At 40.4% G+C, this 23553-nt stretch carries 16 protein-coding genes; 3 read left to right on the top strand and 13 right to left on the bottom strand.

Going from position 1 to position 23553, the window contains the following annotated elements:
• Positions 1-124: 124 nt before the first annotated feature.
• From INE92_RS02135 to INE92_RS02085, 11 genes are all read right to left on the bottom strand, one after another.
• Complete coding sequence (locus INE92_RS02135; RefSeq protein WP_008643074.1) at positions 125-838, bottom strand: glycosyltransferase family protein; 714 nt, start codon at positions 836-838, stop codon at positions 125-127.
• A complete protein-coding gene (locus INE92_RS02130) occupies positions 835-1692 on the bottom strand; it encodes a phosphotransferase (protein WP_008021484.1) in 858 nt (285 codons plus the stop codon). The genes INE92_RS02135 and INE92_RS02130 overlap by 4 nt, the downstream gene beginning before the upstream one ends.
• Entirely contained in the window at positions 1682-2260 is a 579-nt protein-coding gene (locus INE92_RS02125) for an HAD family hydrolase (protein ID WP_008021481.1), read from the bottom strand. Before INE92_RS02125 ends, INE92_RS02130 begins: the two co-directional genes overlap by 11 nt.
• Positions 2260-2970, bottom strand: coding sequence for a glycosyltransferase family 2 protein (locus INE92_RS02120; RefSeq protein ID WP_015532607.1), 711 nt, complete (start codon positions 2968-2970; stop codon positions 2260-2262). Before INE92_RS02120 ends, INE92_RS02125 begins: the two co-directional genes overlap by 1 nt.
• Positions 2971-3208: 238 nt before the next feature.
• Positions 3209-4621 carry an undecaprenyl-phosphate glucose phosphotransferase gene (locus INE92_RS02115; RefSeq protein WP_008021478.1) on the bottom strand — a complete coding sequence of 471 codons (1413 nt, stop codon included), beginning with the start codon at positions 4619-4621 and terminating at the stop codon, positions 3209-3211.
• Positions 4622-4640: 19 nt separating this feature from the next.
• Entirely contained in the window at positions 4641-5777 is a 1137-nt protein-coding gene (locus INE92_RS02110; RefSeq protein WP_008021475.1) for a Wzz/FepE/Etk N-terminal domain-containing protein, read from the bottom strand.
• Between the two features lie 15 nt (positions 5778-5792).
• Positions 5793-8207, bottom strand: coding sequence for an SLBB domain-containing protein (locus INE92_RS02105; RefSeq protein WP_203462749.1), 2415 nt, complete (start codon positions 8205-8207; stop codon positions 5793-5795).
• Positions 8185-8781: a UpxY family transcription antiterminator gene (locus INE92_RS02100; RefSeq protein ID WP_203462750.1), complete on the bottom strand. Its 597-nt coding sequence runs from the start codon at positions 8779-8781 to the stop codon at positions 8185-8187. Before INE92_RS02100 ends, INE92_RS02105 begins: the two co-directional genes overlap by 23 nt.
• 336 nt (positions 8782-9117) lie before the next feature.
• Positions 9118-10083 carry a tyrosine-type DNA invertase cluster 3b gene (locus tag INE92_RS02095; protein ID WP_195436464.1) on the bottom strand — a complete coding sequence of 322 codons (966 nt, stop codon included), beginning with the start codon at positions 10081-10083 and terminating at the stop codon, positions 9118-9120.
• A 186-nt stretch (positions 10084-10269) separates the two neighbouring features.
• The gene (locus INE92_RS02090; protein ID WP_195436463.1) at positions 10270-11466 is read right to left on the bottom strand and encodes a heparin lyase I family protein; all 1197 of its coding nucleotides are present in this window, start codon (positions 11464-11466) and stop codon (positions 10270-10272) included.
• Between the two features lie 123 nt (positions 11467-11589).
• The gene (locus INE92_RS02085; protein ID WP_008643053.1) at positions 11590-12141 is read right to left on the bottom strand and encodes a DUF4738 domain-containing protein; all 552 of its coding nucleotides are present in this window, start codon (positions 12139-12141) and stop codon (positions 11590-11592) included.
• A 240-nt stretch (positions 12142-12381) separates the two neighbouring features.
• On the opposite strand from INE92_RS02085, the gene galB reads away from it, so the two are divergent.
• Entirely contained in the window at positions 12382-14829 is a 2448-nt protein-coding gene (gene galB, locus INE92_RS02080) for a beta-galactosidase GalB (RefSeq protein WP_195436462.1), read from the top strand.
• A 132-nt stretch (positions 14830-14961) separates the two neighbouring features.
• Here the strand turns inward: galB and INE92_RS02075 are convergent, their stop codons facing one another.
• Positions 14962-15648, bottom strand: a complete 687-nt coding sequence (locus tag INE92_RS02075) for a potassium channel family protein (protein WP_008021453.1) — start codon at positions 15646-15648, stop codon at positions 14962-14964.
• Between the two features lie 4 nt (positions 15649-15652).
• Positions 15653-17482, bottom strand: coding sequence for a TrkH family potassium uptake protein (locus tag INE92_RS02070; RefSeq protein ID WP_008770827.1), 1830 nt, complete (start codon positions 17480-17482; stop codon positions 15653-15655).
• Between the two features lie 132 nt (positions 17483-17614).
• Here INE92_RS02070 and INE92_RS02065 point away from each other — a divergent pair, with 132 nt between their 5' ends.
• Positions 17615-18985 carry a TrpB-like pyridoxal phosphate-dependent enzyme gene (locus tag INE92_RS02065; protein WP_004316593.1) on the top strand — a complete coding sequence of 457 codons (1371 nt, stop codon included), beginning with the start codon at positions 17615-17617 and terminating at the stop codon, positions 18983-18985.
• Between the two features lie 211 nt (positions 18986-19196).
• On the top strand, positions 19197-23258 hold the full coding sequence (locus tag INE92_RS02060; RefSeq protein ID WP_195436461.1) for a hybrid sensor histidine kinase/response regulator transcription factor: 4062 nt from the start codon (positions 19197-19199) through the stop codon (positions 23256-23258).
• The last annotated feature ends 295 nt before the right edge of the window (positions 23259-23553 follow it).

Here is a 23553-nt window from a genome sequence, read left to right as displayed (position 1 = left end):
AAACGGATTGTATTCATATATTCGATCTTGAAATCATTTTCTATTATTATATCAATAAAAGAAATTATCAATACAAATTGATTGTATATTTTATAAACGATACATCGACCAGCTATAAAACCATTTAATACTTCCATAATCTATCCAGTAAATAATAATTATAATCTCTTTCACTTCCCCAATCTTGGAAGTCTTTCACCTCAAAAGGCCTAAAAGGAATATTATCCAATAGCATAGCATAGACTATATGCGACATAAAAAGTTGTTCATACAAATATAATCTCTCATAATATTTGCAGAACACAGCAGCATCATCAAAAATATAACCTCCTGCATTAAAGAAACGGCTGATGATTTTTTTTTCTATTATATTTGTTATATAGAACTGATCATCAAGTTCCACATAACTCTTATTTCTTGGATTCACCATTTCCAACTTATCAAGTGGATAAATAGCTATACTATTTGCAATGGTAAAATCTCCACAAAAATAGCCATCAGGATCTTTCACAAAAATTGCTCCTTCTATGTTCTCGCAATTCACAGTCCGATAGACAGTCTCAGCCTGGCTAGTGGTTGGCTCATCAAGAACTACGACCTTAGCATTACTCAGTCCCAACTTTTTAAATTGCAATTTCAGCAATAATGACAAATAGTATTTTTTATCATATTTTTCAAGAATTGTAAAATAGATATTATCAAAACGATTTAAATCTAACCCTTGAATAGATTTTATGCAAAGCGAGATTCCATCAGGAGCAAAGTTAAATATATAAGGCATATAGTTCTCATACTCAATATTGTCAGCTCCTATAGGAATAATCAAACTAATACTCATAAAATTGAATTGAGGACATTTTTTAAGAATGCTACAGTTCTCTCCTCCTTAGCATATTGTATAACACGTAGGAAATTCATCAACTGAAAAGTACTATAATACTTATTATACCAATCATAATTACTATAATATATATCTATCTCTTTATCTATCTTGTCTGAAATTATTCTCATCCGCACAGAATCAAAATCATGCCCATACATAAGCTGCGACCAACCATAATTTGAATCTTGCCTAATCTTTACTAAATCAAGTAATGGAGATTCCAAAAATGAGTCCAGAAAGTCTATCAAATAGTAATTATTTCCATTAAATAGTATATTTGAAAAAGTCAAGTCTCCATGACACTGTCCAACTGGTATGTTTATCTCTTCATCTAGTTCATTGAATACAATTGAAGACTTCTCTAGAATTATCTTAATATCTGTATCCTTACTAATAAAATCATTTTTAGCAACTTTATCACAAACATCATTATATTTATTTATTACAACATTTTTATTAATCGGAGTCATTTTTGAATTTTCAATTTCAGAATCAATAAAAATTTTCAATGCCTTGATAAAATAACTAATCTGGTCAAATCCTGCATCTTCAAAATAATCTACATAATTCTTACTATATATATACTCCATCTTAATATTTAGATATTCATCCATACGTTCAATACCATATATTTTCGGTACACGAATATGCTGATAAGCTATCTTTGAAGCATTACACTGTTTCAAAGCTTGCTTATACAATCGTGGAATATAATTCTTATCACGAGTACTCTTGTTAATAAACAAGCTATCCCCGCCATTAACAATGTCTATCTGACAACCAGAATGCCCTCTTATTTCAATCTCCATAATAGTTTGAATTAACAACTATATAGTTTATACCTGCTGACTGGGCTGCCTGTACACCCACTTCCGAATCTTCAAAAACAAGTGCCTCATTAGGTTGCATAGAAAAATGCCTTAATACTGTCCTATATATCTCAGGGGAGGGTTTTCCTTGTCTCACCTCCTCACCCGCCAAAATAAGATCAAATATATCAGTTACCTCAATGTATTGCAATGCTTTTTCTAAATTTTTACGACATGCAGTAGAAGCTATCGCTGTTTTACCTCCAGCATTGTGAAAAGTTTTCAGTATAGCTAATAAAGAATTATTCACTTTAAAATATCTAAAAAAATCGGGGTAACAATTACCTTTAAACTCACTTATTTTTTGAGTTACAACCGGATCTGTTATGCCAACAGTTGCCATAAACTTTTCAAACCTAAAACCAAAACAATGACGATAGTCTACCTCTTTAAGAGCTAATCCCACCTGATTAAAAGCCTCTTGATAAGCCATAAAATTAGCTCGAAAAGTATCAACTAATGTACCGTCAAAATCTACAATTAACAGTTTTATTTCACTTCCGAGCATTACATATATCGTTTAAGTTCTTCAGGTGTCCCATAAGAATAATAATTTTCCATTAAGCAAAGTTTGACAGTTTCTCCATTCTTCAACAAATAATTATAAAGTAATGACACATAAAATTCCGATTTATTAGGTATTGAATTATCTAATAATTGATGCGCAACTTTTAAAAAACCTTTTCCTGAAGAAAAGAAATACGCTCCACAAAGAGCATGATTAGATATTACCTCTTTCTCTGCTGTACGCCTTACTATATTATTAGCATCAATCTCAGCATAACTATACTTTGGAAGGTCTGATTCAAATGATACCAACAAGCCGCCATTGACCTCATCTACAGGTTTTGCTAATATTTGACGAATATTTTCAAGAAAAGCCTTACTAGAGAATTCCAAATCACAGTCCATAACTATAACAGAATCATTAGGGTCTATTGCAGACTCAGCCATCAAACAAGTTTCAACTGCACCACGAGTGGTATTAAGTACAGAAAAAACTTTAGCATTTGGCAACTTGTTTTTTATATATTCGTTTATATGATATCTATCAATATGTTCCTGACGAACAATAAATGAATACTTCAAATTTATATCGTCCATAATTACGCTCCTAATAGCTCTAACGAACAAAGGTATCCCCTTCAATTCAATCAATGGCTTTGGTGTAGTCCAACCTTCTTTAAGAAAACGTGTTCCCTCACCTGCCATTGGCATGATAATATGTAAACTTCGCATAGTCCTCTATAATATTAAGTGCACATTATTTAACTATCCAACCTTTTCAGCTTAAGATAACTAAAAGTGTACTGATTGATTAGTCATTCCCTAATAATTAATTACAATATTTCCTTCGTTAATACACTTTCTTAAAGCTAAAGATTTCATTAGCTATATTATATCAACATTGAGAAATTGATATCTGTATCTGCTCAATTTTAATCCATTCCTTATCTTAATATGCATTCTTTTCTCCAACAACTACATTTGCTATAGTCTTATAAATGATATATATATCAAGTAGCATTGTCCAATGCTCCATATACCAAATATCAGCTTTAACACGTTCCTCCATCTGTGAGAGTTCTCTCGTTTCACCACGAAAACCATGTGTTTGAGCCCAGCCGGTTACTCCAGGTTTTATAAAGTGCCGCACCATATACTTATCAATCAAACGGGCATAAGTCTCCGTATGAGCCAACATGTGTGGACGTGGTCCCACTATTGACATATCACCCCTAAAAACATTGATAAACTGGGGAAGTTCGTCAATATTAGAACGACGAAGGAAGTTCCCAAAGCGAGTTTTACGAGGATCATCAGCCGTAGCCTGTTTACTGTCAGCTTCATCATTCACTTTCATAGAACGGAATTTATAACACACAAAATCCACACCATTCAACCCCGTACGCATTTGCTTAAAGAATACAGGACCGGGAGAAGTCAACTTTATAATACTTCCCACTATGAGATAAACAAAGGGAAAAACTGTAACCAGAAAAAAACCGGAGAAAACAACATCAAACATCCGTTTCAACATACGGTTCTCCATCTTACCCAAAGGTTCATAACGCAGATTCAAGATAGGCATATTGCCAACCATACTGTGCCAGATACGACGCGGAAAACCTTTACATACATTAGGAACACCGTGAAAATAAAGCAAATGGTTTTCACAATAATTCATGATAGAAAAATTGTAACGTCCCTCCTCCATCGATAGAGAACAAAAAACATGCTTGATGCTTGGATGTGCAGACATAAAATCTGAAAAACCGTCAGGATTACCCAAATAGGAACATTGAGAAGAAAGAGCATCATTCGGTTTTATATCAAAATAACCCACGACTTCATATAGGGAAGACGCCAGAGAACTTTCCATCTCCTCATACAACACCTGCATATTATTGCCTCCACCTATAAAAACAGCATAACGTCTATGCTTGCCCTTAGCACAATAAACTATCAGAAAATGACGGATGATAATGCGATAAATACTTAAGATAACAAAGAGAAAAGAGAAATATGCAACAAAGAAAAAAGGAGAATAGATAGAGATTCCACTAAAAGTCATGATACATGCCCAAAAGATGGAAAAAGCTATAGTATTCTTCAACACGCGCAACACAAGTTGGTCAGGGCGAATTCCCCGACTATCCCAAACCCTCCCACGAGAACCGGAACAGGCCAGATAACAGAGACTTAACGAAGTCATCATCCAGGAAACCCTACAAGAAAAAGGTAAAGAGACAAATACTTCTTCCCAAAAGAAAAGGAGAAAGAACAATACCAAATTCAGAATGATCAGATCTCCCAGAACTGCTATAAATTCTATAAATTTATTGATTTGACTGGTGGTTGATACCATATCACATTAAAAATTGATTTTAGGCACATACTTCTTTGAACTTGCTCAGAAGGTCTTTCCCGAACAAATTCCAAGAGATTACAATACAAACTGATAGGAAAACAAAAACTAAAACATATACTTTCCTACTGGTTCCCGAAGGATATAATGGTACAACTGCAGGCTCTACAACAGCAAAAACAGGCTTCTCCTCCTGAACTTTAGCTCTGGCAACCTGAAGCTGACCGGCAACCTGACTATATACCTGGTAAGCCAAACTCATGTCATTCTGCAAACGTTCCTGCTCGGTACGAACACTCTGCAAAATGATATTGTCATGAGAGTCCATATAATCGGCATATTTTCTCTGCGCTTCGTAATATTCCTGCTGACGTTCTTTAAACAATTTCTCCAAATAGAGACAATCCTCTTTAGATTTGGAGGTACGATAGTCTATGATATATTCCTGCAACTTCTTAACTACAGAGTCAGCAACAACTGCAGCAACTTTAGAATCCTGAAAAGTTGCAGTAACGGAAGTCATTGAAGTTTTCTTATCCACAGAAGCGACAATCTTTTTCTTTAGTGATTCAATCTTCTGAGATTCCTTTTTGGATAATTCAATGGTACCTTGACTCGCTTTATCCGAAAAAATAGATTCATCCTCATCTTCGATAAACAAAGACTTTACTCCGCCAATTACCATACCAGGAAACCCGATTACATAACTCCACCAGGGAGAAGATTCTTCATCTAAATAAGAACTTAAAGAGATTTCCTCACTCCCTGATACAGGGACTTTCATATTAGAAAGTTCCAACAAAAAGGGAGTAGAAGAGACGATATCTGCAGATAAGGAAGCATTCAAGGCATCGGTTCCATCTCCCATAGAAACTCCACTTCCTAAAAAGGAAGCAGCCAAACCGGATAAACCACCACCTTTGTTATTACCCATTTCCGGAGAAAGAGTAACTTCAACCGTATACTGCTTAGGGATACTTATCGCAACAATAACACCAATTATCAGTCCGATACCGGCCGCTTTATAGATCTTCTTACGAATACCTATAACCTTACGAAGAAGATCCATCAAATCGATTTCAAGCTCCTCGTCATTGTGATTATTATACACCTGTTTTGTTTCCTTTTCAGATGTTTGTTCCATCAAAGTAGACATAAATAAAGGTATTCGTTATTTCTTGATTAAATTAGCGATAGAAGCAACCATCATTCCCAAAGTACTGAATGTAGTAGCATAACCTAAAATGTTGCCAATATTAGTCCTTTTCTTTGCCTTACTAGGTACAATTATCTCGCAACCCGGTTCAATCTGTTTCTTACCGCTACCTTTTACCTTAGTTACCTGACCATTCATATAAACAATGAACTTCTTGCTCTTCTTCGCATTTTCAGAATAGCCACCAGCTTGATCCAGATAATAATCAACTTTCTGTCCTTCTATATAAGAAACCGTATTAGGAACCATCACAGCACCATTGATCGTAACTGTATTATTGTTCTTCGGAATAGAAATCACATCACCCTCACGCAAGACAATATCCGCTGTACTGCCAGGATTAGCTAATGCTTTCTCCAAGTCAATGCCAACACTAAAAGTATCTTCCACACGAACACCCAAAGAGTCCATCATAGCCTCACCCAACTGTCGGCTCATCAAACGGATCACATCTCCCATACGTTTCTTCTCACCTGCAGTAGCGACACGAGTCAACTTGGCACCGCGTAAGTAAGCATAATTCGTAGCACCTCCAGCTTTATTGATCAAATCTGAAAGGCGTTCTTCACGATTGGTCATGGCGTATGAGCCTCCGAACAGGATTTCACCTTCAACAACCACATTCTGTTGAGCCTGATAACCCGGACTACGACGTACATAGACCTCATCATAAGGTTGAAGTACGAAACCCGGTGTGCCGTCGACGACAAAGCCTTCTTTCAGGGAGAATGTATATATCTGACCAATAGTATCGTTATCTACTGTACTACGGGGATTCTTAATTCTACGGGATACATCCACACGAACAACAGAAGCGGCTTCACGCAAGCCTCCGGCCTGAATGATCAAGTCTTCAAGAGTCATATTATCCGCATAAGGATAGGAATCTGGTTTGGCTACTTCGCCGTGGATTACAACATCTCCCCTATCTTCCAAATCATGGATACTAGGAATATAAAGAATGTCGTTTTTCGCCAGGATGATATTTTGGGAAGTACCATCCATGATGGCTTTAATGTCAACAGGGATAACTTCAGTAGTAAGGTCCTCACGTTGACGATAAAGGACAGCACGGTTAAGGAAAGCATCACCCGTCAAGCCTTGGGCTTCGTTCACCAGTTCGCGAACGGTATTCAGTTTACCGTTTAGCTGGTAGATACCGGGACGGTAAACGGCACCACGGATTTCAAGCTTATTAGTGAAGCGGTTAAGGATAGCCTCGGCAGTCACAACATCACCATTCCGCATTTTATAGACACTATAATCAAGGTCTTTAACTGTGTTTACTTCATACTCCTGTCCGTTTTGGCGTACGACACGCAAGGAACGGGTGTAGGCGTCGGCCTCAAAGCCACCGGCATAACTGATTAGAGTAGATAAATTTTCGTCCTTCTTCATTTCGAAACGCATCGGACGTTTCACTTTTCCATCGATCTTAACCAATACGTCATAAGCAGGAACAATCACAACATCGCCTTCTTGCAGACGAATGTCATCCTGAATGTTTCCTTTCATGATAAATTGGTAGACATCGATTGTGGCGATATTCTTACCGTTACGCACCAGCTGAACATTACGAAGGCTTCCTATGTCACTGACTCCACCGGCACGATAAAGCGCATGGAAGACTGTGGCAAAAGAAGAGAGAGAGTAAGTGCCCGGCTGGACTACTTCACCCATCACATTGATCTGGATAGTACGGATACTACCCAAAGTCAGACGGATGTCAGAAGTAGGGTCATTCGTATTATTAAGACCATTATATATCTTGTTTAATGTTTTTTTGAGGTAGTCATTGGCTTCAGCAATAGTCAGGCCGTTCAAGTTGACGGGACCTATTTTCTGAATGTTGATAGTGCCATCAGGAGAAATCTGTTGGCGGATAGTGTTCTGGCTGGCTCCCCAGATGTCGATAATCACTTCATCACCGGGACCGAGACGGTAATTTAAAGGGGTGGCGATGTTGACACTGGGTTCAAAAGTCAGGTTACGAGTATTAAAGATGTTACGTCCGAAAACCTGATTACTACGTTCAAGATCTTGAGTACTCGGATGGTCTTCCAGCATATCGGAAGTGTTCTCCTTCATTTCTTCACGTAAGCGTGATTCATTGACATCCGTGCCGGTAGCGTTGGAGGCATTGACATTGTTCTGTTGCTCATAAAGCTGCTTCACACGCATAGCCTGTTCTTTGGTCACGCCCTTACGGGCAAGTTCAGAGGCTAATTGTTTTTGTTCTTTCCCTTGTCTAATCCCCTCTTTGACATATTCCAATACCTGGGAATCGCTCATATTTTGAGCCATCAAAGGAGAAAAAACTCCTAACAGTAGAATGAATAGAAATACGTTAAATTTTTTTTGTGTCGTCATTACTAATCTTTGTGGGTTCTACATAACCGATTGGCATATCTACACAAGCACAGCCAAGCATATTTAAACGAACGGCAATCTTACTCTTCCCCCCGACAGTCACGAGTTCGCCGACAAGGCCGCTCAAAGGACCTTTTATGACACGAACTTTCTCACCACGCGCTAGTGGAGTATCATTCATACAAACTGCTTCTTCGGAATAATCGAGCATGAAACGGAAACGCGCCATCTGCTCATCAGGAATAACGGCAGGAGTGCTTTCACCACGCATCACCATATAACGGCTGACCGTGGAAAAGCTTAGGACTTCCATACGCTCTTTTGGATTGACATGAACAAAAACCATCATTGGAAGCAAGACTGTATCAACCATCTTTCGACGGTCGCTCCATTGATGGATCTGTTGCTGAACGGGAACAAAAGAATCAATTCCCATCTTAGACAAACGCTCGGATACTTTCTTCTCGTGATGCATTCGAACGAGTGCTACATACCAGCGTTTTGAGTGTGCTACGCCTTCCCCTGTCCCACTAATAGGCCCGGCATTTACTGATTTTGGTTTCGTTAAAATCATATTTTTTTACCCCATGTGATTCCGTTACTTCTTAGGTAACGGATAATACATACACGAAGCGTACACTATGATGAAAATAGAAATCACACACATGACAAAGGCGTAAAATATGGAAAGGCCTAATACTCAACAGGGAAAATCTAGAGATCAGGCAATAAAAAGTATAGAGCATGAAAATAAGGTTATTTCATGTTCGGATAGTTTTTTGCTCTATGTTTCAGATAAAACGAAAAAAAGTGGAGGAATATTTGCTTTCTATTCGTGTTTTTGTCTATCTTTGCGTCAAATTTAAGTTCCGTTACCTAAGAAGTAACACACATATTTTAATTCTGATGATTAACACTTTACAGTTTTCACGCTACCTACACAACAGTTTCTTATGTAAGATAAATTTCCTTTATTTACCTCTGTACGTTCTTTAAGCCCAAAGCCTTTCAAGTAGATTTGTGTGGTTTTAATAGATTTGTGCCCCAATGATTCACTAATCATTTCAATGGATACTCCACGATACTTCGCAGTCGTTGCCCAGGAATGACGAAGCGTATAGGAAGTGACGGGGGATTGCAAATGTAAAGCTCTTGCCAAGTCCTTCAGAGAATTATTAAATCGACGGAGAGCGGACTGATATTCCCGGTAACCTCTTTCATCCGTCCGTTTTTTATCCCCACGAAGAATATCAAACAGATAATCCGGACAGTCAGGATGAGAATTTTCCTTGCTACGAAGCTGATTAATCATTTCCTTTGCAGTATTCAGCACTTCCACACTCATCGGAGTTTTGGTTTTGATACGATTGTATCGCAGTACATTCTGATCGAGTGCCGATTTCTCCAGATGAGCTAAATCCGCGAACGACATGCCACAAAATTGGAACATCAGGGCGGCAATAGCTTGCGTACGGCGTAAACGTTCCGATTTGGGATCTTCATACAGAAGCTTATGCAATTCCGTAGCAGGCAAAGCCTTCTTTTGCCAGACATCCACACCTGTATAGACATCATGAAACAGTCGCGGAATATAAGGCGCACTGCCCGCTTCCACTCCCCGATTGTAAATACTACGAAGCATACGCATGTACGTAGAAATCGTATTGAGCTTCAAGCCACACTCATAAAGATATTGCCCGTAACGTCGTAAACGTTCACGGGTGATCTGTCTGAACGACACATTAGACGTGCCGCAAAATTTGCTGAAAGAAAAGATGGCATTCTTGTAGACATGCGCCGTGGAATACCGTCCCTCCTTCCGCAAACGACCGATGTAGAATTCCGCACACCGGCTAAATCCATTTTTGCTCATCATTTGCATCACTAATAATTTTATATATTATACCATTTGGCAAGCAACAAAAAAACAAATCTTTTTGCAGACTTGAAGCACACTTGACAAATGCGATATTATTTTTTTAGATTATTAACCTATAAAAAAATATCCGGATGCCCACTAAACGGACATCCGGATATCACTCTCTTTCTACCTTCTGACTAATTACCTCTCTGAATAGTTTGCCAGATTGTAACATACCGGCTTCGTGCTATTACCTACGCGATAAATACCGAACTTAAAGTAATAACCATCATCGTCGTTACGTCCAATCATGATTTTCTCATTGTCCACAATGTGTTTATTAACCTTTTTCCCCTTTTCCTGATAGTCCATCTGTACATCGAGCATACCCGGCTTTACAATTGTTTCCGCCTCTTTGCCATAGACTGTCCAATCGATATGAATACGGAATGTAATCCAACAATCTTTCGGAAAATCGGCGAAAGGCATTTTGTAAGCAATGGTCGATGCTTTATATGTAGATGTCACAGGTTTCATAACCGGTGTCTTTTCCGGATTTGCGTTGCAACGGTCGTCTTTATCTGTCAACCATTTACGGTCGGAATTTGCTTTGATATAAAACCATCCGCCTGAAAATCCGAATGCCAATGGAGGATAGCCACCTTGTTCCACCAGCCATCCGTTAGCCTTTCCGGCTTGATAAACGGGATTGCCTTGTTTGTCTTTCACCGGATTACCTTGCTTGTCCAGCTTGGGTTTCTTTTCGTATCCCATGTTTTTCTTAAAAATAGTAGTCTTGTCCAGTTCCATGAACTCATCAGCTGTCAGTTTCTTCACTTCACCCTGTGGAGTCTGTACCAAAGTACGATCCGGCATTCCATGCCATTGGGCAAAAATGGTAGAAACATCACTGCCTAATGTAGAAGGGATATATACCGAAAACTCATAATCGCGGGAAGCACCTTGCGGACAAATACCTTTTCCATGATGATATACAGTTTTCATTATTTGTGCTTTCTTATATGTATCGGCTGGTTTGCCTTTGAAATCATCGGAAGTTGCATAACAATAAGAAAATTCCGCACGCCCTTTTGTTTCCCCCGCTGCATATCCGGATAATGTGTTATCATCTTCTTTCAGTTCAAAACGATAAGAAGGTTTTCCGTTGAACATAAGGTTGAAATCACGTTGAATGGCATGCGCTTTTTTAGTTCCGACTGCTACCCAGCAACCATCTATAATCTGATTGACACATGCCGAATCTGCCTGTACATTTACACGCTCGGTCAGTGGCACCAAAGTCTGTGTTTCTATAGCCGGACCGGGTTTCTCGACTTGTTCAGCCATCGCCGTGCATCCTGATGCCAGCACGCAAATAATAAAAATGCTTTTCTTCATTCTATTCGATATTAAGTTTGTTGACGGTGCAAAAATACGAAAGGCAACCTCATCGGTTGCCTTTCGTTTGTCTCAAATGTTTTCACATTTGTGTAATTTTGCTGTCAACACCCGCCTGGAGGCTTAATTGGGTGCTTCATCGTTCAAATCTTCTTCAAGCATATCTACTTTCCGTATACTCATTTTTCCATCGGCGGTGATCGTTATAGAAAGCGGCATATACAAATCTGTCTGCGGATAACAAACACTTGCGGCATATACAATGCCCTGCGGAGTGGTCTTGTCGTATACAATTCCTTCCAATATAGATTTCGAGAGAAATTTTGCATCGACTACGGATGAAAAATCATTCTTGGTAAATGTCTTGTTCAATACCGTTTCGTTACCGCGTGTCAGGTGCAGCACTATTTTATTGTCGACATAAGTATCTCCCATCTCATTTGTTACATGAGGCAGACTTTCGTCCGGAGTACGTGAAACAAAGGAATGATAATCTTTTCCTTTGAACTTAAAGTTAGTTTCGCTCTTAGACGTCTGCATACGTTGCAATCCGTGAGCATCTATACTGTCTATTCTTGCCAGTAGCGACTGATTATCTGAAGTTCCTTTTTTACCACCACATGCACTCACAGCCACTGCCAACGGCAATAAAAGCCAATAAACTAGTTTTCTCATACGTAAGTTTTCTGTTTATAAATAGATGGCAAAGGAACAAAAAGAGCGGGATATTTACAAGTGTAACCGACATTTTTCCTACATTTGAAGGAAAGAAGGAATGGAAATACTATCACAAGGGGGGCTCGACAACAGTGGCAAACCGGCCAGTGCATTTAATGCTTTCAAGAGATAAGATTATTGAATCCTTTTTTATAACTTTACGCCGAATCCAAAATATTTTATACCTGAAAAGTAAAAATGAACATGAAACACCCCAAACAGTTATTAGCTGTACTTTTGATGGCCGCCGCCTGCACTATGCAAGCGCAACGCAGTGAGGCACTGCTAGAGAAGAACTGGAAATTCAGTAAAGGAGATTTTAAAGAGGCTAGTCAGCCGGAGTTCAATGACACTAAATGGGAATCGGTTGTTATTCCACACGACTGGGCGATTTTTGGTCCATTCGACATGAACAATGATCTTCAGAATGTGGCAGTGACACAGAACTTTGAGAAAAAAGCTTCCTTGAAGACAGGACGTACCGGCGGTCTTCCTTATGTAGGTACCGGATGGTATCGTACCAGTTTTGACGCCCCTGCCGACAAAGAAGTGACACTGCTCTTTGACGGTGCCATGAGTGAAGCGCGTGTCTACATCAACGGAAAAGAAGCTTGTTTCTGGCCTTTCGGCTACAATTCTTTTCACTGTAATGTGACTTCTTTATTGAATAAAGACGGTAAAAACAATACGCTTGCCGTGCGTTTGGAAAACCGTCCGCAATCTTCGCGCTGGTATCCGGGAGCAGGTCTGTATCGCAATGTACACCTGATTGTGACTGACAAAATCCATGTGCCTGTATGGGGAACGCAAATCACGACTCCTCACGTCAACAAGGATTTTGCAGCCGTACGTCTCCAAACGAAGATAGACAATGCCGGTGAGAAAACAGCCATCCGTGTAGAGACGGAAATTATTTCTCCGGAAGGTAAAGTTGTTACCCGCAAAGAGAATACAAGCCGCATCAATCACGGACAACCTTTTGAACAAAATTTTATTGTAAACGCGCCCGAACTCTGGTCGCCGGAAAGTCCGTCGCTTTACAAGGCTATCTCTAAAATTTATGCGGATGATAAACTGGTAGATACTTACACCACACGTTTCGGTATCCGCAGCATTGAATACATTGCTGACAAAGGGTTCTACCTGAACGGGAAGCACCGCAAATTTCAGGGTGTATGCAATCACCACGATTTAGGTCCGTTGGGCGCCGCTATCAATGTTGCAGCACTGCGTCATCAGCTTACGCTATTGAAAGATATGGGATGCGACGCGATCCGTACTTCTCATAATATGCCGACTCCCGAACTCGTTGCGTTGTGTGACGAAATGGGATTTATGATGATGATCGAACCGTTCGATGAATGGGATATCGCCAAATGTGAAAATGGTTATCACCGCTACTTCGATGAATGGGCGGAACGTGATATGATAAATATGCTTCATAATTACCGGAACAACCCTTGCGTCGTTATGTGGAGTATCGGCAACGAAGTACCGACTCAATGCAGTCCTGTCGGTTATAAAGTGGCCAAGTTCCTGCAGGATATCTGCCATCGTGAAGATCCTACCCGTCCTGTCACTTGCGGAATGGACCAAGTGACTTGTGTACTTGCCAACGGATTTGCAGCGATGATTGACATTCCGGGACTTAATTACCGTACGCAACGCTATCAGGAGTCATACGACCAACTCCCGCAGAATCTGATTCTGGGAAGTGAAACGGCTTCTACTGTCAGCTCACGCGGCGTATACAAGTTCCCGGTAGAGGATAAGAAAGGGGCAAAATATGAAGATCATCAATGCTCTTCATACGATGTGGAGGTTTGTCCCTGGTCGAATATTCCGGACGAGGACTTTGCATTAGCTGACGATCATCATTGGACCATCGGACAGTTCGTATGGACCGGATTCGATTATCTGGGCGAACCGTCACCATACGATACGGATTCATGGCCTAACCACAGTTCAATGTTTGGTATCATCGACCTTGCCAGTTTACCTAAAGACCGCTATTATCTTTACCGTAGCGTGTGGAACAAGAAAGCGGAAACCTTGCATATCCTGCCTCACTGGACCTGGCCGGGACGTGAAGGTGAAGTGACTCCCGTTTTTGTGTACACTAATTATCCTACTGCCGAATTGTTTATCAATGGCAAAAGTTATGGAAAACAAAGCAAGAATAATAGTTCGCTAAAGAACCGCTATCGTCTGATGTGGATGGATACAAAGTACGAACCAGGTGAAGTGAAAGTAGTAGCCTACGACAAAAACGGAAAAGCGGTAGCTGAAAAAGTAGTCCGTACTGCCGGAAAGCCTCATCACATCGAACTGGTAAGCAACCGTAACGAACTGACTGCAGATGGAAAAGACCTGGCTTATGTGACTGTTAAAGTAGTAGACAAAGACGGTAACCTCTGCCCTACCGATAATCGTCAGATAAATTTCTCGGTAAAGGGAACAGGTAAATATCGTGCTGCCGCCAATGGAGATCCGACGAACCTTGAACAATTCCATCTTCCGAAGATGCATGCTTTCAACGGTATGTTGACAGCTATTCTGCAAGCCGGTGAAACTGTCGGAGAGATTGTGTTTACAGCAAAAGCAAACGGAGTGAAAGCCGGAAATATTCGTATTCAGACGAAATAAGGCATACGCTTCAGCATATAACAAACCCACCGGATTTCTTCACTGAAAAGAAGTCCGATGGGTTTCTTCATACAACTATCTCTGAAACTTGCTCACTTGTGCTCAATAAAAGCGACGTTATAAGTACTCTAGCTAAATAGCTTTCCAGAAGGCCTGAAAATCACGATACCTGCCGTAGCAGACCAATTCGTCTCCTTCTTCCACTTTCTCATTTTCCGGTAATTCATTCTTCACATGAAGCTCGGTCAGAGAGATACCCAGGCAGTTGGTGACCTTATTCGCCCGTTTCAAGCCTATCATTTTTAAATGAAACTCTTCATCCAGGTTTAACTCATTCACAAAATATCCTACAAATTTCTCCGGAACCGTGAACTTCACCACATAATAATCCTGATCGATGCGGAATCCTTCCATGTTAGTACCGAAGTCGAGCAGTTGTACCAGGCTGCGGGCAGCATCTTCTTCCGGAGTCAGGATTCGTTCCAGATCAAAAGCTTCAAGCACTGCTTTATGTACGGCATCAATAGCACGGGCAAAAATACGGGGAACCTTTTTCTGCTTCAACAGGGCAACGACTCGTATCGACGCACCAAAATTCTCTCCAATCGCTACAATAACTATATCCACACTATTCAATGGCAACACTGATAATGATTGTTCGTCAGTGGCATCAATGACAAAAGCTGTAGCAACCTTATCTTTGATGGAGTCTACACGACTTTCGCTTATATCCGCACCTATAATTTCGTGCCCCAAGGCGGACAGTTCTTCCGCCAACACATGGCCGTAATTTCCTAAACCAATAATAATATACTTCATAGCTTTAGTTTATTATGATGTTATCACTCGGATAACGGTATTTTGTATTCTTTTTCTGTTTAACTATTCCTAGCATCAATGTTATTAACCCCACACGACCAATAAACATCAACAAAGACACCAATAGTTTGCTCGCGTCGCACAAATGAGGGGTCAGATTCAGACTGGAACCCACGGTACTAAGCGCAGAGACACATTCGAAAGTTAATGCCATAATGGAAACACCCGGTTCGAGTATGCTCAATGTAAAAATAAAAATGAATAAGACTCCCAATGACATGACTACTGTTGCATTGGAACGCCGGATTGAATCGTAAGACAATTCTCTGCCAAACACTTCCACTCGTTCAGTGCCACGCAATACGGCTACAAGATTCAGAACTACGACCGCAAAAGCATTCACTTTCACACCACCTGCCGTGGACTGTGATCCACCGCCCACCCACATCAGGAATAGATAAACCAACAATGTCTGCACACTCAATGATGCTAAGTCGACACTGCTGAAACCGGCTGTTCGCGGACAAGTGGCATTAAAGAAAGCTTGTGTCCACTTATCTGCCACAGGCATACCGGCAAAAGAACCATTCCACTCAAAAGCAGCAATAGCCAATGTGCCGATTAATAAAAGCAGAAAAGTCATGATTAACACGATTTTCGTATTCAGGTTATAGAGGTGCTGCATTTTATGCCGATCCAGTTTGCGGGTACGAATCAATTTCCAGAAACGACGGAGGTGATACAATACAATATCCTTGAAATTGACAAGGATGGGGAAACCGATACCACCAAAGATAATCAATAGAGAAACAGTAATAAACAGCCAATTGTGGTTAGTCATCACCATCGGATTTCCTAAATTGCCGGAAAGCGTAGAAAAACCCGCATTGCAAAAAGCTGAAATAGAATGGAAAGCAGCAAAACCCAACTCTCCTTCCAGGGTCATTCCCAACGTTCCGTGAATACTAAACCAAATCGAAACCATGCCGATCCCTTCAATCACTAAGGTGAAGCCTAATATATATAATAAAGTAGACAGCAAAGAACCTAATGAATTGGAACTAACCATATCACGCACAACAAGCTGATTGTAAATGGAGGTATTCCCCATAAAGAACATGGCGAAGAAACTGGTTAATGTCATCACTCCCAATCCGCCAATCTGAATCAACAGGATAATGACAACTAATCCCGAAGTGGTGAATGTAGTGGACACGTCTACCGGTACCAAGCCTGTAACGCATACGGCACTGGTAGCCGTAAATAAAGAGTCTACCCAGGTGATACCATTTACCGTGCAGCGCGGAAGCATCAACAAGCCTGCTCCAATCAGAATAATAGCCATAAAACTGACTGCCAATATCAAAGACGGATTGGTACGCCGTCCCAACAGACGCACCAGCCCATTAGACAGATTGAGGAAAGAAAGAACTAACAATAACAAAAGATGATAAAACTTCCCATGTAAGAATTCCCAAATATGCAGAATGGCTCCTTCTTCTTCCGGACGATGGAATATAACAGGTACTAAAGTGAGATATAACAACCCACTCAAGATCCAAGCTAATCGCCGGTATTGTTTTTTGGTATTCCGGTATTCCAGCGAGATATGTAAAGTTACATCAATCAGAAAGATGATCCAGACAGTTTTATACAATGTCTGTAAATTCGCCACTTCATCAATAGACAAGGGAAAGCCATGTTCATATACTACTCCGACAATCAATAATAATGACGCCAGATAGGTGAGTGCTTCTACCAGCCCTAACAAGATACGTACATAGGGTTTTAGCAGTTTATTCTGATACAATAAAAACTTATGATAAATCTTCATATCATCTTTTTTAACGGGGTCGTGCAAACTTAACTAAAATAACAATCAAATGCGATTCTTTGTTGACAAAATTTTCCGAATATTAAAAATTTGAGTACTTTTGGCAACAGAAAACTAAAAAACTACAATATTATGAGTGAAAAAAGAAAACGGTATATTCTACCGGAAGAAGAAATTCCACATTACTGGTACAACATTCAGGCTGATATGGTGAACAAGCCTATGCCTCCGTTGCACCCGGGAACCAAACAACCGCTGAAAGCAGAAGATTTATATCCGATTTTCGCAAAAGAGCTGTGTCATCAGGAGCTGAATCAGACGGATGCATGGATCGAAATACCGGAAGAAGTGCGTGAAATGTACAAGTACTATCGCAGCACTCCGCTGGTTCGTGCTTATGGTTTGGAAAAAGCACTCGGCACTCCGGCTCATATCTATTTTAAGAACGAAAGCGTAAGCCCTATCGGTTCGCATAAATTGAACTCTGCATTGGCACAAGCTTATTATTGCAAAGAAGAAGGGGTGACCAACATCACCACTGAAACCGGTGCCGGACAATGGGGAGCCGCTCTTTCTTACGCAGCCAAGGTTTTCGGCCTGGAAGCTGCCGTTTATCAGGTAAAAATCAGTTATGAACAAAAACCATACCGCCGCAGCATCATGCAGACTTTCGGAGCACAGGTCACTCCTTCTCCATCTATGTCTACCCGTGCCGGTAAGGATATTCTGACTAAACACCCCACTTATCAAGGTTCATTGGGAACTGCTATTTCGGAAGCTATCGAACTGGCACAAATGACTCCCAACTGTAAATATACGCTCGGTTCCGTACTTAGCCACGTGACTCTCCACCAGACTATTATCGGACTGGAAGCTGAAAAACAAATGGAAATGGCAGGCGAATATCCGGATATCGTGATCGGTTGTTTCGGAGGTGGTTCCAACTTCGGAGGTATCTCTTTCCCGTTCATGCGCCACACCATACAGGAAGGGAAAAAGACTCGTTTCGTTGCTGCCGAACCTGCTTCTTGTCCGAAACTGACACGTGGTAAGTTCCAGTATGACTTCGGTGATGAAGCCGGATATACTCCATTGCTGCCGATGTTCACTTTGGGACATAATTTTGCTCCTGCTCATATCCATGCCGGTGGGCTTCGTTATCACGGCGCAGGTGTAATCGTTTCACAGTTGCTCAAAGATAATCTGATGGAAGCGGTAGATATACAGCAACTGGAGTCTTTCGAAGCCGGTTGTCTGTTTGCGCAGTCTGAAGGTATTATTCCGGCTCCCGAATCCAGCCACGCTATTGCAGCGGCTATCCGCGAAGCTAACAAATGCAAGGAAACCGGAGAAGAAAAAGTGATTCTGTTCAATCTTTCGGGACATGGTCTGATCGATATGGCTTCTTATGACAAGTATTTGGCAGGTGATCTGGTGAATTATACATTGAATGACGAAGATATTCAGAAGAATTTAGACGAGATAGGAGATTTAGCTAAATAATAAATTACCTACCAGTTTCAAGTTTCACCACCGATTACACAGATTAACACAGATTTAATTGTAATTCGAAGATTGTCGATATAAAAATCCGTGCTAATCTGTATAATCGGTGGTATTTTTTCATTCCCTATATTTACTTTCTCTCTATTGAATACCTCCATATAAAAGATTTTGCTATCTTTGATGCCATTATTAATCTTATGAACTAATAATGAACAGCCTTAAAAAAACAACAATCTGTCTACTCTTTCTATGTATAGGGGTTAATTGCGTTTTTTCTGAAGTTCCGGAGCAAATTAACTTCTCTTATATTTCTATTAACGAAGGATTGTCACAAAGCACCGTATTTTCTATCGATCAGGACCAAAGAGGTAATATGTGGTTCGCGACCTATGATGGAGTAAACAAGTATGACGGGTATTCATTTACAGTTTATCAACATAATGAAGAGGATCCGAACAGTATTGCTAATGACATTTCACGAATCGTAAAAACTGACAGTCAGGGACGTGTCTGGATCGGTACGCGGGATGGTTTGTCATATTATGACGAAGAAAAAGACAAATTCAGAAATTTCTTCTACGAGAAAAAAGGCAAACGGCAACAAATCAATGGTATTGCAGAAATCTCACCGGAACAGTTGCTTATAAGCACACAAGAAGGTCTGACTATGTTCGATATTAAAGAATCACGATTCGTTGATGATTCTTTTAGTACCGCTATGCACAAGCTTATAGCTTCAGCTCTTTACAGACAGGGGGATATTATCTATATCGGTACCCCGGTTGACGGGCTTTACAGCTATTCCATTCCTCAAAAGAAACTGGAAAAAATTACTCCGATAACGGAAACGAAACAGATTCAGGCCATTTTGCAGCAATCTCCTACCCGTATATGGGTAGCTACCGAAGGAGCCGGTCTGCTTCTGCTCAATCCGAAAACGAAAGAGGTCAAGGCTTATCATCATTCTTCTTCCAATCCTAAAAGTATCAGTTCCAATTATATCCGCTCCCTGGCACTGGATTCGCAAAATCGCTTATGGATAGGAACGTTCAATGATCTAAACATTTATCATGAAGGAAGCGATTCTTTCGTTTCCTACAGTAGCAGTCCGGTAGAAAACGGCAGTTTGTCACAACGTTCGGTTCGCAGTATCTTTATGGATTCGCAAGGAGGTATGTGGCTTGGAACCTACTTCGGGGGATTGAACTATTACCATCCTATCCGCAACAGATTCAAGAATATCCAGCGTATTCCCTATAAGAATTCTCTAAGCGATAACGTAGTCAGCTGCATTACGGAAGATAAGGATAAGAACTTATGGATAGGAACGAATGATGGTGGTTTGAATCTGTATAATACAAAGACACAACAGTTTACGCACTATATCTTACAGGAAGACGAACGGGAAATCGGTATTGGTTCCAACAATATCAAAGCCGTATATGTAGATGAACAAAAATCACTTGTATATATAGGGACACATGCCGGCGGACTGACTGTCCTCCATCGAAACAGTGGAAAAATGGAAAGTTTCAATCAGCTGAACAGCCAGTTGGTGAATGAGAATGTATATGCTATTCTTCCTGACAAAGGAGGGAATCTCTTATTGGGGACATTAAGTGCTCTGGTTAGTTTTAACCCGGAAAAAAAGAGTTTTACCACCATTGATAAGGAAAAGGACGGTACTCCATTTACTTCACAACGAATCACAATCCTGTTCAGAGATTCCCATAAACGGCTTTGGGTCGGGGGTGAGGAAGGTATATCTGTCTTTCAGCAGGAAGGAATCGAGATAGAAAAGGTGCCTATTCTGCCGGAATCATCTGTAACAAAGACGTTTACCAATTGCATTTACGAGGCTGCCAACGGTATCATTTGGGTAGGTACGCGTGAAGGCTTCTACTGTTTTAATGAGAAAGAAAAGAAAATCAAACGATATACTACGGCTAACGGTTTGCCTAATAATGTGGTATATGGTATTCTGGAAGATACTTTCGGACGTCTTTGGGTAAGTACCAATCGTGGTATTTCCTGTTTCAATCCGGAAACAGAGAGGTTCCGTAATTTTACGGAATCCGACGGATTACAGAGTAATCAGTTTAATACTTCTTCGTTCTGTCGCACTTCGAGCGGTCAGATGTATTTCGGAGGTATCAACGGGATCACTACTTTCCGCCCGGAACTGTTGCTGGATAACCCTTATACGCCTCCGGTAGTTATCACTAAACTTCAACTGTTTAACAAGACAGTTCGCCCGGATGATGAAACCGGTATCCTGACTAAGAATATCAATGAGACAGAAAGTATCACCCTGAAATCATGGCAAACTGCTTTCACGATTGAATTTGTAGTATCCAATTATATTTCCGGACAACATAACACTTTCGCTTATAAACTGGAAGGATATGACAAAGAGTGGTATTATCTGACAGATAAACGTACTGTCTCCTACTCCAACCTACCACAAGGCACTTATCACTTTTTGGTAAAAGCTGCCAATAGTGACGGAAAATGGAATACTGTACCTACAATGTTGGAAATCATAGTTCTCCCTATCTGGTACAAGACCTGGTGGGCAATCATGATTTTCCTCGCCACTTTTATCGGGTTTATCACTTTCGTCTTCCGCTTCTTCTGGATGCGTAAGAGTATGGAAGCGGAACTGGAACTTGAACGCAGGGACAAGGAGCATCAAGAAGAAATCAACCAGATGAAGATGCGTTTCTTCATCAATATTTCGCACGAGCTTCGCACGCCATTAACTCTCATCTTAGCTCCTTTACAAGAAATAATCAATAAGATTAGTGATCGCTGGACTCGTAACCAACTGGAATATATCCAACGCAACGCCAATCGTCTGTTGCATCTTGTCAACCAGTTGATGGATTATCGCCGTGCCGAATTGGGAGTTTTCGAGCTGAAAGTAAAGAAAGAGAATGCGCATCAACTGATACAGGATAATTTCTTGTTCTACGATAAACTGGCACGCCACAAGAAGATTACTTATACTCTCCACTCCGAACTGGAAGAAAAAGAGGAACTTTTCGATCCGAATTATCTGGAACTGATCGTTAATAACCTGCTTTCAAATGCTTTCAAATATACAGAAAGCGGGCAAAGCATTACTGTTACGTTGAAAGAGGAAAACAATTGGCTGGTACTGCAAGTTAGTGATACTGGCATTGGTATCCCTATCAACAAACAGGGGAAAATATTCGAACGTTTCTATCAGATAGAGAGTGAGCATGTAGGAAGCGGCATCGGGCTGTCATTGGTACAGCGTTTGGTGGAACTGCATCACGGACGTATTGAGTTAGACAGTGAAGAAGGCAAAGGCAGTACTTTCTCTGTTTATCTGCCACAGGATATAAATATCTACAAACCTTCCGAATTAGCTTCTAATGACGCTAAAAATGAGGAGGACCAAGTTTATTCTACCAACTCGAAAGAGATGTATTTCATTGATACGGAAAAAGTAGAAAACGAAGCGATCGAAACCGGTGACAAGAAACGTGGTACGATTCTTATTGTAGAAGACAATAATGAAATCCGCCATTATCTCAGTAGCGGACTTTCCGAACTTTTCAATACATTGGAAGCCGGAAATGGTGAAGAAGCCCTGGAAAAGCTGAAAGAGAATGAAGTGGACATTATTGTGACTGATGTCATGATGCCTGTGATGGATGGTATCAAGCTATGCAAGAATGTGAAGCAGAATATCCGTACCTGTCACATTCCTGTGATTATCCTGTCTGCCAAAAGCGAAACCAAAGATCAGATGGAAGGTCTGCAAATGGGCGCGGATGATTATATCCCGAAACCGTTCTCTCTTGCCATACTGACTACGAAAATACAGAACATGATGCGCACCCGCAGGCGTATGCTTGAACGGTATTCCAAATCTCTGGAAGTGGAACCGGAAAAGATTACATTCAACGCCATGGACGAAGCTTTATTGAAACGTGCCGTAGCCATCGTAGAAAAGAATATGGATAATATTGAATTCTCCACCGACGAGTTCGCCAGAGAAATGAATATGAGCCGTTCTAATCTGCATCTCAAATTGAAAGCTATCACAGGTGAATCGACTATCGACTTTATACGTAAGATTCGTTTCAATGAAGCGGCAAAATTACTGAAGGACGGACGTTATACAGTAGCAGAGGTCAGTACGATGGTAGGATTCAACACACCGTCTTACTTTGCTACGAGTTTTAAAAAGTATTTCGGATGTTTGCCTACGGAGTATATCAAGAAAGCAAAGGGATAAATAAACAACCATAATGTATAAGACTGTACTTTTCTTATTGACGGATTTGAGCCAAAATATAATCTCTCCTGAAAATTAAAAAGTGAAAATCTGCTGTCATCTGTCACCTGTTTGCATTTAAATATTTGATTATAAGTATACTATAATGTGACAGCAAGCGGTGACAGCACGGTGACGGCATTTTTGCTGTCACCGAATAAAGTTCCAAGGTAGTTTCTCCTAATTGAAACTTTAGTTTCAACAAGAAGAAACTTTTGTTTCATAGGTAAAAAACTAAAGTTCCAAGCTGGTGAAA

This window comes from Bacteroides xylanisolvens (genome assembly GCF_018289135.1).
GTDB lineage: Bacteria > Bacteroidota > Bacteroidia > Bacteroidales > Bacteroidaceae > Bacteroides > Bacteroides xylanisolvens.
This window is presented reverse-complemented; position numbering and strand designations above follow the sequence as displayed.

Excerpts from the sequence above, each read along its gene's own strand:
- INE92_RS02065 (WP_004316593.1), top strand. The coding sequence starts at position 17,615 with ATGAGTGAAAAAAGAAAACGGTATATTCTACCGGAAGAAGAAATTCCA.
- galB (WP_195436462.1), top strand. The coding sequence starts at position 12,382 with ATGAACATGAAACACCCCAAACAGTTATTAGCTGTACTTTTGATGGCC.
- INE92_RS02090 (WP_195436463.1), bottom strand. The coding sequence starts at position 11,466 with ATGAAGAAAAGCATTTTTATTATTTGCGTGCTGGCATCAGGATGCACG.
- INE92_RS02125 (WP_008021481.1), bottom strand. The coding sequence starts at position 2,260 with ATGCTCGGAAGTGAAATAAAACTGTTAATTGTAGATTTTGACGGTACA.
- INE92_RS02120 (WP_015532607.1), bottom strand. The coding sequence starts at position 2,970 with ATGCCAATGGCAGGTGAGGGAACACGTTTTCTTAAAGAAGGTTGGACT.
- INE92_RS02075 (WP_008021453.1), bottom strand. The coding sequence starts at position 15,648 with ATGAAGTATATTATTATTGGTTTAGGAAATTACGGCCATGTGTTGGCG.
- INE92_RS02060 (WP_195436461.1), top strand. The coding sequence starts at position 19,197 with ATGAACAGCCTTAAAAAAACAACAATCTGTCTACTCTTTCTATGTATA.
- INE92_RS02105 (WP_203462749.1), bottom strand. The coding sequence starts at position 8,207 with ATGACGACACAAAAAAAATTTAACGTATTTCTATTCATTCTACTGTTA.
- INE92_RS02135 (WP_008643074.1), bottom strand. The coding sequence starts at position 838 with ATGAGTATTAGTTTGATTATTCCTATAGGAGCTGACAATATTGAGTAT.
- INE92_RS02115 (WP_008021478.1), bottom strand. The coding sequence starts at position 4,621 with ATGGTATCAACCACCAGTCAAATCAATAAATTTATAGAATTTATAGCA.
- INE92_RS02095 (WP_195436464.1), bottom strand. The coding sequence starts at position 10,083 with ATGATGAGCAAAAATGGATTTAGCCGGTGTGCGGAATTCTACATCGGT.
- INE92_RS02070 (WP_008770827.1), bottom strand. The coding sequence starts at position 17,482 with ATGAAGATTTATCATAAGTTTTTATTGTATCAGAATAAACTGCTAAAA.
- INE92_RS02130 (WP_008021484.1), bottom strand. The coding sequence starts at position 1,692 with ATGGAGATTGAAATAAGAGGGCATTCTGGTTGTCAGATAGACATTGTT.
- INE92_RS02085 (WP_008643053.1), bottom strand. The coding sequence starts at position 12,141 with ATGAGAAAACTAGTTTATTGGCTTTTATTGCCGTTGGCAGTGGCTGTG.
- INE92_RS02100 (WP_203462750.1), bottom strand. The coding sequence starts at position 8,781 with ATGATTTTAACGAAACCAAAATCAGTAAATGCCGGGCCTATTAGTGGG.
- INE92_RS02110 (WP_008021475.1), bottom strand. The coding sequence starts at position 5,777 with ATGTCTACTTTGATGGAACAAACATCTGAAAAGGAAACAAAACAGGTG.